The sequence below is a fragment of the Flavivirga sp. 57AJ16 genome, assembly GCF_028736925.1.
In the GTDB taxonomy this organism is placed as follows: Bacteria; Bacteroidota; Bacteroidia; order Flavobacteriales; family Flavobacteriaceae; genus Flavivirga.
In genome coordinates, this window is the sequence record NZ_JAQZAT010000023.1 from 29,992 (window position 1) to 45,072 (window position 15,081).

Genomic DNA, 15,081 nt, shown 5'->3' on the forward strand with positions numbered 1-15,081 from the left:
ATAAAACATCATGATCAAAAATTATTTTAAAATCGCGTGGCGTAATTTTAAAAAAGACAAGAGCTTTACATTTATTAACTTACTAGGCTTAGCGACAGGTTTTGCTATTACACTACTTATCGTTCAGTATGTTAGGTTTGAGTTCAGTTATGAAAATACGCATGTAAATGCGGATAGACTAGTACGTTTAACCACCGATTATATGGATGGTGAGACTGTGGCAGAGCAAGATTGTGAAACTAATCCGCCTTTGGGACCTCTAGTAACTACAGAATTGCCAGAGGTCGAAAATTTTACTAGAGTTTATCCTTTGGGAGAGCCCACGGTTAATATCTCCATTGAAAATGAGCATTTTATATTAGATAAACTGTTTGCCGTAGATAATGCTTTTTTTGATATGTTCACTTGCCCTTTATTGTATGGTGTAAAAAAGGATATTTTTAAACAACCCAACCAAGCTGTTTTAACAGAGAGCACAGCGCTTAAATACTTTGGTAAAAAAGATGTTGTAGGCGAGATGCTGGAAATACCTCTATCGCAAGGATTGGTATTATTGAATATTGTTGGCGTAGTTGCAGATAGCCCCCCCAATACCCATTTAAAGTTTAATATGCTTATTTCTTATCCTACCATGTTATCTGATAAGGCATTGCAAGGGGAGTATGGAGAAGAAGAAGATAATTGGGGCGGGAACAATACATTAACCTACATATTATTGGCTCCTAATGTAAATTATGATGATTTTACAACGTCATTTAAAGAGTTTAATAAACGTTTAAAGGAAGAAAAGGGTTTTAAAAAGGCAAGATTTATTGGTCAAAAAATTGGTAAAATCCACCTATACTCACATAAAACTTTTGAAACCGAACCCAATGGGAAAGCTTCTTCGGTATTTTTCTTATTGGGCGTAGCGTTTTTGGTTATTATTAGTGCTTTTGTAAATTATATTAATCTGGCGACCTCTAAAGCTTTGGACAGGGCTAAAGAAGTTGGTATTCGAAAAGTGGTTGGGTCGACAAGGACACAGTTAAGAATTCAATTTTTGATTGAATCACTTCTTATTAATGTCGCTGCGGGAATCTTTGCCATAACTTTGATTTTAGTTTCAAAAACTAAATTTATTGAGGTGGCTGGATTGCCGGCAGATTTCAGCATTTTTGGAGCTGTGTTTTTTTGGATAATACTCGGCGCTTTTATTTTATTGGGTGTATTGTTTTCAGGATTGTATCCTGCATTAGTGCTGTCTTCATTTAAACCATCCTCTGTATTAAAAGGAAAGTTTACACACTCAACACAAGGTGTGTTGTTTCGCAAATCTTTAGTCGTTTTTCAATTTTCAATGACTATTATTTTGCTCATTCAGATCTTTACCATTAATAAGCAATTAGAGTTTCTTCAAAATATAGATTTAGGTGTAAATACGAATCAAACGGTGGTTGTAAGTGCCCCTACTCAAAATACCGAACGTAAGAATTATAGCGTATTTAAACAAGAATTATTGGCAAATGCTTCAGTAAAATCGGTTGCGCTTTCAGGTTCTGTACCTGGGCAAATGGCAAGTCAAATGAGTACAACTACGGGAATCAACCTTTCAGAAATAATTGAAGATCATAATTATAATTTTTATTTAACCACAATTGATGCCAATTATATCCCTGTAATGGGGATGACACTAATTGAAGGCAATAATTTTGACGAGACAAGCCATCCAGATAAGAGAGAGGTCATCGTTAACGAAGAAGCCATTCGTTTATGGGGAATTCCTGAAACCAAGGAGGCCATAGGTAGAAAGTTGAAGTTTTGGGGGAGTGAATGGACCATAAAAGGAGTGCTTAAAAATTATCATCAAGAATCGGCTAAATCTGCACATATACCAATTATTCATAGATATTTTGACCAGTTTCAGGGGTTTGCCAGTATTAAATTTAATAACACAGACCCTAAAGAACAAATTGCTCAAATAGAGGCTGTTTATAAATCTGTTTTTCCAACGGCCCCATTCTCATACTTTTTTATGGATAACGAATATGATAAACAGTATAAGGCCGATAAGCAATTTCAAGATGTGTTTAGTGTGCTTACGGGATTTGCCATTTTAATTGCTTGCTTAGGTTTATTTGGTTTAGCCTCATTTACCGTTTTAAAGCGGAAAAAAGAAATTGGTATTAGAAAAGTTATAGGGGCTAGTATATTAAACATTTTGGTGTTGCTCTCTAAAAACTTCATAAAAATGGTTTTTTTAGCAATGCTTATAGGTATCCCTATTACCTATTTAATAGCAACAAAATGGTTAGAAAATTTTGCTTTTCGAATAGAGCTAAACTGGTGGCTGTTTGTGCTCCCTATAGTTTTAATTATGGGATTGGTTGTGTTTTCAATTAGTATTAAAACGATTAATGCTGCTATTGTAAACCCCGTACAATCTTTAAAAGATGAATAAATAAAAGATTATGCTTAGAAATCATTTCAAAATCGCATGGCGAAACCTTGTTAAGAACAAAGGGCTTTCCATTATCAATATTATTGGTCTAGCTTTAGGAATGGCGGTGGTTATCCTTATAGGGTTATGGATAAATGACGAAGTTACTTATAACCAAAATCATGAGAACTATGATCGGATTGCTCATGTGCTGTTGAATAGAACGGCTAATGGTGAAACACGAACACGCACCCCAATTCCTTTTCCTCTTGGAGAAGAAATAAGAAAAAAATATGGTGATAGTTTTGATTATGTCGTAATGAGTTCTTTCCATGGCGATAATATTCTATCTATAGATAACAAAAGCCTTTCTATGTACGGAGGCTTTATGGAGCCTGATGCTCTTAGGATGTTATCCTTAAAAATGATGTATGGGGATTGGGGCGGACTTAAAAAACCTAATTCTGTTGTTATTTCGCAGTCTACAGCAAAAGCATTTTTTGATGATATTAATCCTATTGGAAAGTTTATAAAAGTTAATAATCTTTTGAATGTAGTTGTAACAGGTGTATATCAAGATATCCCATTTAATGCAAGGTTTCATGGCTTAGAGTTTATTGCGCCTTGGGAATTATATGTAACTTCCCATGATTGGGTACGATATGCCCGTGACAACAACCTATGGGATAATAATTCTTACCAATTGTTTGTGCAAATTGCTGATGGTACAGATATGACATTAGTAAATGCAAAAATTAAAGATGCCATTTACAACAATTTACCTGATTATAGCAGAAGCCATCCAGAATTAGTATTGCACCCTATGAAAGATTGGCATCTAAGATCCAATTGGAAAAATGGTGTTAATATTGGTGGATTTATACAGTATGTTTGGTTATTTGGTGTGATAGGTCTTTTTGTATTGCTTTTAGCCTGTATTAATTTTATGAATTTAAGCACGGCACAATCAGAAAAACGTGCCAAGGAAGTGGGAGTCCTTAAGTCTATAGGTTCTTCTAAACGTCAACTGATAAATCAGTTTTTAAGTGAATCTTTTTTAGTGGTTGTATTGGCATTTATACTTGCAGTTAATCTTGTTTTTTTAGCAATACCTGCATTTAATCAATTGGCAGATAAACAAATTATATTTCCTTATAAAAACATGTTGTTTTGGCTAATTAATGTTGGGTTTATATTGGTTACAAGTATTATTGCTGGCAGTTACCCAGCATTTTACTTATCCTCTTTTCGTCCTGTAAAGGTTTTAAAAGGCACTTTTAAAGCTGGCAAAATGGCTATGACATTTCGTAAAACACTAGTGATTGTTCAATTTACGGTGTCTGTTATACTTGTTATAGGAACCATTGTGGTGAAAAAACAAATTGACCATTCTAAAAATAGACCTATAGGCTATGAAAAGAATAGACTGGTAATGATTGAAAAGGTTACAGAAGATTATGAAGGTAAATACAATACTTTACGGAGTGAACTTTTAAACAGTGGGGCCATTGCAGAGATGTCCGAATCCTCAAGCCCATTAACCGATGTATGGTCTAGTGGTGGCGGATTTGAATGGGAAGGAAAAGATCCGAATTTTTTAACCAATATAGTAACTGTTTGTGTGTCTCATGATTATGGAAATACTGTAGGATGGGATCTTGTAGAAGGACGCGATTTTTCCAGAACATTTTCAACAGATTCCACAGCATTCATTCTCAATGAAGCAGCTGTAAAATATATGGGGATAAAAAACCCCATAGGTAAAACAATAAGATGGAATAATCAAGAACATCAAGTTATTGGCGTAGTAAAAAATATATTGGCAGAATCTCCTTTTGAACCTGTAAAACAAGCCGTTTACATGATAAAGTATAATAACACGAATTGGATAGAATTAAAGCTCAATCCATATAAAAGTGCAAACGAATCGTTGGCAGCGGTAAAAACTGTTTTTAATAAATACATTCCTAATGTGCCATTTGAGTATCAATTTGTGGGTGATGCTTTCGCTAAAAAGTTTGTTGCGGAAGAACGGATAAGAAAACTATCGACCGTATTTACATTTTTTGCCATTTTTATTAGTTGTCTGGGGCTTTTTGGATTGACCTCTTTTATTGTAGAGCAGCGCACCAAAGAAATAGGTATTCGTAAAGTGGTTGGCGCTTCGGTGTTTACCCTATGGAAGCTGCTATCTAAAGATTTTATAATGCTTATAGCCCTTGCAATTATCATAGCTGTTCCTCTAGCTTATTACGGGGCAACTCATTGGTTAAATAATTATGAATATCGAACAGAAATATCTTGGAAGGTTTTTGCTATATCAGGAATAGGGGCTGTTGCTATGACACTATTGACCGTAAGCCTACAAGCAATAAAAATAGCTAGGGCAAACCCTATAAAAAGTTTAAAAATAGAATAATGGAATTAATGATTGGTCATAAAAAATAATATTATGTTAAAACATAACATCTATAATTAAAAAATAAACAAAATGCTACTACAAATAAAAGACCTTTTTAAGTGGGTGAATTCCGGAGGAAACAGAATATTCTTGTTAAATGACATAGAACTAACTGTTAATGAAGGAGATTTTATTTCCATCATGGGACCATCGGGATCTGGAAAAACAACCTTGTTAAATGTTATAGGAATGTTGGACGATTTTAATGAAGGTGAATACAGTTTTCTTCATGAACCTGTACATAAATTAAAAGAAAAGCACAGAGCGAATCTATACAAGGAGTACATAGGTTTTGTTTTTCAATCTTATCATTTAATAGACGAATTAACGGTTTATGAGAATATAGAGACGCCCCTGCTTTATAAAAACTATAAATCATCAGAACGCAAATCCTTGGTGGCAGATATGTTAGATCGATTTAATATTGTTGGAAAAAAAGACTTGTTTCCTACACAATTAAGTGGCGGACAGCAACAGATTGTAGGTATTGCAAGAGCACTAATTTCAAATCCTAAACTTATTCTGGCCGATGAGCCCACAGGTAACCTTAATTCTAAGCAAGGTGAGGAAATCATGAACCTTTTTAAGCAATTAAATGATGAGGGGGTCACCATCATTCAGGTGACCCATTCTGAAAAAAATGCGACCTATGGTTCGAGAATCATTAATCTATTGGATGGAAGAATTATTAACACCGTTTAATTATTAGAATGAAGGTAAAAAAACTTATTGAGACACTTAAATCTTTAGATGGAGATATAGATGTTTATATACCTAATAACACTTTGGGAGATAAGTATTGTTTGGCATTTTCAATTACAAAAAGCTCATTAAAACATCACCTTGGGGCTCAGGAAGATTTTATCATTATTGATGTTGAAGAACATAAGTTTACTAACTTAAAAAATGACAAACTAGTATGATACAGACTTATTATAAAAGCTATCTATTAATAAGGATAAAAAAAAATATAATATGGATTTTTGTTTGGAATATTTTTTTTAGCGTAGGGTTTGCTCAAAATAATCAGCAGTTTTCATTTACCTTAGAGAACTGTATTGCATTGGCTTTAGAAAATAATAACGATTTAAAAAGCTCTAGTCTTGAAACAAAATCATCAAAGGTTAATTATAAGCAATCAATAAACCAGTTGCTACCTACTCTTAATGCCAATTATAATATCGGGGTTAGTAATGGTAGGAGCATAGATCCGTTTACAAATAGTTATAGTAATCAAGAGCTTACCTTTTCTTCGCTTGGTGTAAATTTAAGTACCACTGTTTTTAATGGGTTTAGAGTGTTAAATAGTATTAAGCAGAGCAAGCTTAATTTAAAAGCTTCTGAGATGGCATTGGAAGAAGCTAGACAAAATTTAATCCTTCAGGTTACCGTTGGATACATTCAAATTCTTAATAGCAGGGATCAATTAGAGCTTTCTAGATCACGATTAGTAACCACTGAAACCCAATTAAAAAGATTAAAAACACATTATGATGAAGGTATTGGGAATCCGGTAGATTATACCGATATGCAAGGGCAGTATGCCATCGATAAAGTTAATATTGTTGAGGCAGAAAATAATTTTAAATCAGCAATCTTAGACTTTGTAACTTTGCTGAATATAGACTTGGATTCGGAAAAAGATTTTGAAAATATTTCTGGATTGATTGCATCTGATGAATATGCACTTTCGGCAAACGATGTATATAAAGAAGCCTTACGAAATCTTGCAACATTCAAATCAAAACAATTTCGTATTGATGCTGTCAATAGTGGTATCAAGGTAACACGATCGGGGTATTATCCAGAAATATCTGTTTTCGGTCAATTAAATACCAATTATTCAAGTGCCGCAGAAGTATTTACCGAAACAGGAAGCAGTATAACCGAAACAGGAGATTTTGTGACCATTGCAAATCAAGATTATCCAGTGCTTCAAAACGAAAGACAATTTGCTGGAAGTAAAATTAGTTACGAAGACCAATTTGATAACAATCTTAATTCTGTTGTCGGTCTTTCGGTGAGAATTCCTTTGTTTAATGGTTTTAAAGCAAAAAACTTGGTACAATTACAAAAAATAAAATTAGAGGAAACCCAGTTAGAACTAGAGAATACAAAATTACTTTTTAAACAAGCTATAGAACAAGCATACAATAACATGGAATCTGCATTTAGTAGATATCATATTTTATTGGATCAAGTAGCGTCATTCAAAGAATCATATAGAATAAATGAAGTTCGATTTAAAAATGGGGTGTCGAATATTGTAGAATATATAACTAGTAAAAATAATATGGATACCGCTCAGCTTAATTTAAATAAAGCTAGGTATGAATATTTGTTACGAGTGAAAATTTTAGATTATTATAGAGGGCTTTAGTTCTATAAACCTCATGATGTTTCAAAAAAAAACAAATCCAAAACTATAATTATCACTGGTTTTTCATAAAGAACTCATTTAAAGTTTTTCTTCTTTTATTTTCCTTAAATGCTCTTAGTGTTAGGTGCAGCAATTAAAATTTATGAAGCATGGATAAGGAATGACACTGTCTAAAAGGATCTCGAAGCTCAAAAAAAATGTCTCGGAATTAGAGCTCACTTAAAAATCAGATAACCCCTCATTTTTATTTAATTCGTTAAATGGCATGTATCCACTAATAGTAAAAAACTCAAATGATGCACCAGAAGCAGTTATTATATTATCGGAACCCATGCGCTATACTTCCGGATTACTTTAGGGAAATACATACATTGTTTGTTATTAACACCTGTTTAATTAATAAAGTCTTAAAAGGAAGGATAGTTGTCGATCGTATGTACACCTATGGGGAAATATACGCTGATAGCATAATTATTGATTTGGCATATTAGTTTTTAAGTCTATAAACTTTATCACATCAAAACGACAAGAACAATAAATGGGCACTTTTGGTTATTTGTAAATAAATTCCTATAGCCTAAGATAAGCAATGTCCTTAGTGTATATATATTTTAATAAAGTCTTTAGGTTTCTATCAAAATTTGGGCATATAAATATTAAATCATTATGTGTTAGCATAATATATTCTGTGTTGGGAATAAAAATTTTTCATTTTCACCTTATATTATGTAATCGTAACACACTGTTATACTATAGTTTTTGATAAAATTCAGGATAAAATGCAAAAAAATCGGTTAAAATGTTGTTTTTTAAGATAAATTGCATAGTTTTGTTATTCATAATCAAGAAAATTTGTAATATGAAAATGAAAATTATATTTTTTAGTCTTAGTTTATTTTTAATAACAGGAGCAAGCTTTGCCCAAAAAGATGCTCCAAAAAGCATTATCAGTGAAAAAGTAGGTATAAAAAAATACCATGACAAGGATGAGTTGGATCGCATGCAAAAAGGTCAATTATTAGAACTTTATATTGAGAGAATAAAACTTCTGGTTAAAACTTTACCTTACATAGCATTTGCAACAAAACCAGGTGTGACCATGTCTACTTTAGGTATTCCTAATACAAAAGATAATAGAGAGACCCTGGAAGACGAATTTGAAGCTTCGGATGCATTTCTGGAAACAACTCTTAATTTTCAAAGGACGATGTTGCCCTATTCGGATAAAAGTAACTTAATAGCGGCGATCATATTTTATGAAGATACCATGAAGGCACTGCACCAATACAGTGAATTTCGTTAACAACCATTTGCTCATACAGTTATTTGTTGTTTGATAAATAATTAGTATAAATTTCATTGAATATTAAGGTCTAAAAACTAAAATTCAAGTTAAACCTTTTGTCTATTTTGTGGTGAGTTTATTTATTAAGTACGCTTTTTAGCAGAAATAATACATAAACAAAGTCATTATAGTATTATAGATTTTTCTTTTTTTGTTTTAAATTTATATAAGAATTTTATCGATAAGATCTCATTGATTTTTTATGGTTTATTATCATAATCCCTTCCATTTTGGAAAAGGATCTGGTTATTTTATTTCCGTATTTTATCTTTTTATTATATGGTATGATGCTATGTTTTGTAGAAAGATTTCATCTAGAAATAAAAGCATGGCTTTTCGCTTAAGTAAAAAGTTGAAAATACGTTCAATAAAATTTATGCCAAATCACATTAAGATTCTATTTATATAGGGTTATTAAAAGAAGTATATGCATTATATCGAATAATTTTGTAAGTTAATTCTTTTCAAAATGTGCATTTCATCGAATTTATTGGCTTTTTGTGGAATTTAATTATGAATAATTGTAGATTTGAACTAAACATATAGTAAATATTAATCGTTATGAAAAAAATTACCCAAATCATGATGTTGTTTCTAATAATAGGAAGTGCATCAGCTCAGCAGGAAAAAGGAATAATAGGTACGGAAAACTGGCTAAATAATTGGACGGATTTTGATCCTAAAAGAATAGATTATGGAGAACCGAGCCAAATACTAACAGGTAATATTTCTACAGACACTAAATTATATAAGAAAGACACTTACTTATTATTAGGTAATGTTTTTGTTACAGATAGTACAACACTTACTATAGAGCCAGGAACTGTAATTATTGGAGATTTTGAAACAAAAGGATCTTTAACTATTGCTAAAGGAGCAACTATAATAGCAGAAGGTTTGGAGACAGACCCCATAGTGTTTACTTCTAATAGAAGTGTTAAAAAACCAGGTGACTGGGGAGGTTTGATTTTATTAGGGGACGCTCCAACTAATAAATTTGGAAATGGTTCTATAGCATCACAATATGCAAACCTTGATTCATCTTCTTATAGATATACTAACTATGGTGGAACGAATACAAATAGCAATTCTGGAGTATTAAAATATGTAAGAATAGAATACGCGGGAAGAAAATTAAGAAAAGGATTTAATTTTGATGGCATATTATTAGCTGGAGTAGGAAGCGAAACAGTATTGGAAAATATTATGGTAAGTTATTGCGAAGGAGATTCTTTTGAAATACTAGGAGGAAATGTTAATTTGCTTAAGGCGGTTTCTTACTGCTCTAACAGTAATGACTTTAAGTTTAATTTAGGAGCACAATCAAACTTAGAGAATTCATTAGCTGTTCGATCTCCATATGCAACTAGTAGTGCTGGTGCAACATGTTTACAAATTACTTCATATGATAAAAAAGAAGAAGTTGATTTCACTAAGGAAGGAACTTCGGTAGTTGCTAAAAACTTGACTTTATTTAATGATAGTAATGATTTAAGTTCTCACATTAAAATGGGCTTGATTAAAGAGGCTATTTTCATAGGTGAAAATGCAACGCTTGATATCAATAAAAGTGTTATTTCTGGATTTAACCCAGCAGTAATACTGGATGATAAAATAACGATTAATCAAGAGAATTTGGAAAAAATTAAATTTGTTGATATGTATTTCAACAATTGTAATGGTAATATTTTTAAAGAATATAACTCCAATAATGAGGATTTAGAGAATTGGTATGGTAACAGATCTTTTTATAACGTATACGCAAAAAGTCAGAATTCGGAAACATTCATTGATTTGAAGAATAATAAAAGACCTGACTATAGATTACGTATCAATAAAATAATAGCAGCCAATAGTAAAAATTAAAATAAGAAATTTTATTAGTTTTCCCTAAACCTATAAAGAGTTCTTTTTATTAAATAACCAACCGACAATTATTACAACAAGGTGATTTTCAATTCTAATAGTATCATTGTTAGAACGATAATTGTTTCTAAAAAGTTTTATTAACTAAAGAGAATGATATCGTATGCGAAATTTTACTATTATTAATATTGTCGTTGTTGTTGTATTTTTGTTTGTGGCTGGGCATACAGGTGCACAAATAGTACATAAACCTGGTTTAGGCTTTACCCAGGCTTGTGCCAGCCCTTCTTTTAATACCTATAATACTACATTTGAATTTGAAGAAGGATTAATAAATATAGCTTCCAATCAATTTATAATTGAACTTTCAGATGATACCGGGAGCTTTTCAAGTCCTGAAGTAATTTATACCTCAACGGCTGGTGAAATTACAAGCTCGCCAGCTACCATTCCTTTTTCTATACCCACTACAACTGCGGGAGAAGCATATAAGATTAGAATTAAAAGTACCTCACCAGGTTCGACAAGTAGTGGTTCAAACGCCTTTCCAGCATACTATAAAATTCAAGACACCCCTTTTTCAATCAATAATTTAAACGATACAGGTGTTTACTGTGCTGGGGGAAGCTACTTATTAACAATAGATAACCCAGGGACAGGAGATAACGATTCTCCTTTACAATATCCTTCACTTACATTTAATTGGTTTAAGGAAACAAGCCCGACCACATCTGTTTTTGTTGCAGAAGGAGCAAGTTTAGAAGTAAGCGAAGAAGGTACTTATTTTGTGGAAACAAATTATGGAAGCTGTACTTCAAATTCATTTTCCAACAGAGTAACAGTAAGCCAGGCAACTTCTGGTGGTACCAGTAGTATAAACTCTAGTTTAGGAAATCCATTTTGTTCTAGTCAAGGCTTAACAACCTTAACAGCAACATCCGGTTCCGATTATCAATGGTTTAAAGATGGTAATGAGATCGATGGCGCGATAAATCGTACCTACGAAACGAATGAGTCTGGAGTATACGCTGTAAATGTCTCTTTAGGGAGTTGTTCAACAAGCGCATCCATAGATTTGGATGCCAATCAATTTACAAGTAGTATTGATATTCCCGAAGCGCCAGCTATAAACTTAATGCCAGCTAGTGGTTCGTTGACCGTAACCCTTACAGACACAGCTAACAGCCCTGAATATGAATGGTATTTAAATGAATCTTTAATAGCGGGAGCTACTAATAATACTTATGAAGCAACACAAGTTGGTAATTATAAAGCGATTATTAAGCAAACTACGGGATGCATATCATCAAAAGAATATCTTTTTGTAATACAGGATACCTTTCCAGATGTTGAAAACATACCTAATTTAATAAGCCCCAATGGTGATGGTATAAATGATACTTGGGTAATTCCTCAAGCTTATACAAGTGGCACAAATACAGAAATTACGTTGATTAGTTCACAAGGAGAAATAGTATTTCAAACAAATGATTATCAGAATAATTGGCCTGTGGAAACATTGGATTTTACAGATGTAAATCCAGTCTTCTACTATATAATAACAACTGAATCCCAACAAACAAAAAAAGGTTCAATAACGGTAATAAAATAGTGTGAAAAAATATTTATTAAATATCGTTATATTCTTATGTTTTATGCAGCAATTCCATACTCAAGAAGATGGAGTTGTTTCGTTTACGCTACCTGTTAGGAATTCTTTGAAATTTAATAGATACATTATAAATCCTACCTTTAGTTTTGTAAGAGAACAAAACAGATATATTAGTTTTAATAATAAAAGACAGTGGGTTCAGTTTGAAGATGCTCCACAAACATATTTATTTGGTTATTCAGGAAGGTTTAGAGAAGACATAGGTGTTGGCGTGGGATTATTTCAACAAAATTATGGCGTATTGACCACCTTTGGAGGTATCTTAAATTTTGCTTACAATGTTGTTTTAGACAGGTATAGCAATTTAACCTTTGGTATGAATCTGGGATTTTACAAAAGTGGTTTGAACGAAGGTAAAATAGTAACAAATTTTCCAGATCCGTCATTAGATAATATACCTTCAAACTCTTTATTGACCGTAAATCCGGGAATAAATTATGGTATCGATTTTTTTGATTTTGGGTTGTCAATTAATAATGCTGTCTTATACAATCTAAAAACATCAAAAATGGTCGAGGATGATCCTGAGCAAAGTATTCAGGCACATGTTATGTATACAGGTTATGTTAATAGTCGTGGTTTTTTTGACGAAAGTAAGTTTTCTGGATTAATTAGATCAGAATTCAAAAAAGAAAAAACAGTGCTTTCTGGTATAGCTATGTTAACTGTCCCTAAAGGTGTTTGGGCGCAAGTAGGATATAACACTTTATATGGATTATCTGGTGGATTGGGGCTCAATATAAGCACCCAAATCTCCATAGAGTATAATTTTGAAAAAGCTATGGGAGACTTGGTGGATTTTGGAAACTCTCATGATATTACTTTAGCTTATAAATTTAAAAATAGATATAGATACAGATATAGTGGAGATGATGAAGAAAATTCAATCATTATTCCTGCTAAAAGAACAAGGCGTCCTATAGTTAGGAGAAAAGCGCCAGCTAAACCAAAAGTTTCTGCTGAAGAAAGGGCAGCAGCATCGGCTAGAGCTAAGGCCGAAGCAGAAGCTAGAGCTAAAGCCGCAGAAGAAAGAGCTAAAGAAAGAACAGCTGCCACCGAAGCAGCTAGGTTGAAAGCAGCAGCCGAGGCGAAAGCCAAAGCAGACGAAGCAGCTAGGTTGAAAGCAGAAGCCGAGGCGAAAGCCAAAGCAGACGAAGCAGCTAGGTTGAAAGCAGCAGCCGAGGCAAAAGCCAAAGCAGACGAAGCAGCTAGGTTGAAAGCAGCAGCCGAGGCAAAAGCCAAAGCGGACGAAGAAGTTAGGTTGAAAGCAGCAGCCGAGGCAAAAGCCAAAGCAGACGAAGCGGCTAGGTTGAAAGCAGCAGCCGAAGCGAAGGCCAAAGCAGACGAAGCGGCTAGGTTGAAAGCAGCAGCCGAGGCGAAGGCCAAAGCAGACGAAGCAGCTAGGTTGAAAGCAGCAGCCGAGGCGAAGGCCAAAGCAGACGAAGCAGCTAGGTTGAAAGCAGAAGCAGAGGCGAAGGCCAAAGCAGACGAAGCAGCTAGGTTGAAAGCAGAAGCAGAGGCGAAGGCCAAAGCAGACGAAGAAGCTAGGTTGAAAGTAGCAGCCGAGGCGAAGGCCAAAGCGGACGAAGCAGCTAGGTTGAAAGCAGCAGCCGAGGCGAAGGCCAAAGCAGACGAAGCAGCTAGGTTGAAAGCAGCAGCCGAGGCGAAGGCCAAAGCGGACGAAGCAGCTAGGTTGAAAGCAGAAGCCGAGGCGAAGGCCAAAGCAGACGAAGCAGCTAGGTTGAAAGCAGCAGCCGAGGCGAAGGCCAAAGCGGACGAAGCAGCTAGGTTGAAAGCAGAAGCCGAGGCGAAGGCCAAAGCGGACGAAGCAGCTAGGTTGAAAGCAGCAGCCGAGGCGAAGGCCAAAGCGGACGAAGCAGCTAGGTTGAAAGCAGCAGCCGAGGCGAAGGCCAAAGCGGACGAAGCGGCTAGGTTGAAAGCAGAAGCCGAGGCGAAGGCCAAAGCGGACGAAGCGGCTAGGTTGAAAGCAGAAGCCGAGGCGAAGGCCAAAGCAGACGAAGCAGCTAGGTTGAAAGCAGAAGCCGAGGCGAAAGCTAAAGCCGAAGAAGAAGAAAGAGCAAAATCACCAGTAGCGGATATTACCAAAACAATGAATAATTTGTTGACAAGGTTAGACGAAACCGTCGCTAGTAGAGATCAAGATCTTAAGGATTTAAAAGAAGAAAATGATTTAGGTGAAAAAGGTATTTTTAAAGCACCAAGACCTTTTAAAAGTATTACAGCAGAAAATGCTGCTTTAGAATCCTTGAAATCAGAGTTGGATGGTGTTATTAATACCCGAAATGAAAGAATTGAAGCACTGGAAAAACAATATGAAGGTTCGATTGATCCGACTGAATTGAAAATGCTGGAAAGATTAAAATCAGAACAGATACAGGCTTTAAGATCAAGAGAAAATTTAATGTCTGCACTAGATAAAATTAATATAGCTACAGAAATAGAGAGAAAACGAAGAATTAAACGTGCAGCTTACGATAATGCAGATGACAGGTATTCAAAAGATGTGGCTACGTTAAATAGAATCAAGCAAAGTACACCTGTAAGTTCTGTGCCACTTAAAGAAGAAGATTTTGATTTTGGAGAAAAGCAGGGCGGTAACATAAAAATTGTAAAAGATGTTAAAAATACAGAAAGCGGTTATTATTTAGTGCTTGCTGTACATAGTGATGTTGATAAAAGAGATGAGTTTGTAAAGAAAGCAGTATCTGCTGGACGATCAGATATAAACTTCTTCTACGATGAAAACACTAGTAAATATTTTATTTATTATCAAAAGTTTAATAGCGTAGAACAAGCAACAAAAGCTTTACAAGCTAAAGGTGACAAACCATATAATGGAAAAATGTCAATGGTTAAAATTGAAAATTAAGAAAGAAAATAATTAAGAATATGTAACAAAATTAGCCTAGCTATACTT

Annotated in this window: 9 protein-coding genes and 1 pseudogene; all 10 read left to right on the forward strand. The window is 34.1% G+C overall.

The window, feature by feature from the left end; genetic code table 11:
* Positions 1-10: 10 nt before the first annotated feature.
* Positions 11-2,440 carry an ABC transporter permease gene (locus tag PQO00_RS18850; RefSeq protein WP_274186411.1) on the forward strand — a complete coding sequence of 810 codons (2,430 nt, stop codon included), beginning with the start codon at positions 11-13 and terminating at the stop codon, positions 2,438-2,440.
* Between the two features lie 10 nt (positions 2,441-2,450).
* Positions 2,451-4,838, forward strand: a complete 2,388-nt coding sequence (locus PQO00_RS18855) for an ABC transporter permease (RefSeq protein WP_274186412.1) — start codon at positions 2,451-2,453, stop codon at positions 4,836-4,838.
* Between the two features lie 72 nt (positions 4,839-4,910).
* Positions 4,911-5,582, forward strand: coding sequence for an ABC transporter ATP-binding protein (locus PQO00_RS18860; RefSeq protein ID WP_274186413.1), 672 nt, complete (start codon positions 4,911-4,913; stop codon positions 5,580-5,582).
* An 8-nt stretch (positions 5,583-5,590) separates the two neighbouring features.
* The gene (locus PQO00_RS18865) at positions 5,591-5,803 is read left to right on the forward strand and encodes a hypothetical protein (protein WP_274186414.1); all 213 of its coding nucleotides are present in this window, start codon (positions 5,591-5,593) and stop codon (positions 5,801-5,803) included.
* Entirely contained in the window at positions 5,800-7,260 is a 1,461-nt protein-coding gene (locus PQO00_RS18870) for a TolC family protein (protein WP_274186415.1), read from the forward strand. The genes PQO00_RS18865 and PQO00_RS18870 overlap by 4 nt, the downstream gene beginning before the upstream one ends.
* A 244-nt stretch (positions 7,261-7,504) precedes the next feature.
* Positions 7,505-7,618 (forward strand): annotated as a pseudogene (locus PQO00_RS18875) (hypothetical protein); the annotation flags it as partial.
* 501 nt (positions 7,619-8,119) lie between these two features.
* Complete coding sequence (locus tag PQO00_RS18880) at positions 8,120-8,563, forward strand: hypothetical protein (RefSeq protein WP_274186416.1); 444 nt, start codon at positions 8,120-8,122, stop codon at positions 8,561-8,563.
* Between the two features lie 603 nt (positions 8,564-9,166).
* The gene (locus PQO00_RS18885; protein ID WP_274186417.1) at positions 9,167-10,471 is read left to right on the forward strand and encodes a hypothetical protein; all 1,305 of its coding nucleotides are present in this window, start codon (positions 9,167-9,169) and stop codon (positions 10,469-10,471) included.
* Between the two features lie 163 nt (positions 10,472-10,634).
* Positions 10,635-12,083 (forward strand): gliding motility-associated C-terminal domain-containing protein, encoded by a 1,449-nt coding sequence (locus PQO00_RS18890; RefSeq protein ID WP_274186418.1) that lies wholly within the window; start codon positions 10,635-10,637, stop codon positions 12,081-12,083.
* A gap of 1 nt (position 12,084) precedes the next feature.
* Positions 12,085-15,033, forward strand: a complete 2,949-nt coding sequence (locus PQO00_RS18895; protein ID WP_274186419.1) for a type IX secretion system membrane protein PorP/SprF — start codon at positions 12,085-12,087, stop codon at positions 15,031-15,033.
* Positions 15,034-15,081 lie beyond the last annotated feature (48 nt).

Coding starts and splice junctions, on each gene's coding strand:
- PQO00_RS18850 (WP_274186411.1), top strand. CDS start 11: ATGATCAAAAATTATTTTAAAATCGCGTGGCGTAATTTTAAAAAAGAC.
- PQO00_RS18855 (WP_274186412.1), top strand. CDS start 2,451: ATGCTTAGAAATCATTTCAAAATCGCATGGCGAAACCTTGTTAAGAAC.
- PQO00_RS18860 (WP_274186413.1), top strand. CDS start 4,911: ATGCTACTACAAATAAAAGACCTTTTTAAGTGGGTGAATTCCGGAGGA.
- PQO00_RS18865 (WP_274186414.1), top strand. CDS start 5,591: ATGAAGGTAAAAAAACTTATTGAGACACTTAAATCTTTAGATGGAGAT.
- PQO00_RS18870 (WP_274186415.1), top strand. CDS start 5,800: ATGATACAGACTTATTATAAAAGCTATCTATTAATAAGGATAAAAAAA.
- PQO00_RS18880 (WP_274186416.1), top strand. CDS start 8,120: ATGAAAATGAAAATTATATTTTTTAGTCTTAGTTTATTTTTAATAACA.
- PQO00_RS18885 (WP_274186417.1), top strand. CDS start 9,167: ATGAAAAAAATTACCCAAATCATGATGTTGTTTCTAATAATAGGAAGT.
- PQO00_RS18890 (WP_274186418.1), top strand. CDS start 10,635: ATGCGAAATTTTACTATTATTAATATTGTCGTTGTTGTTGTATTTTTG.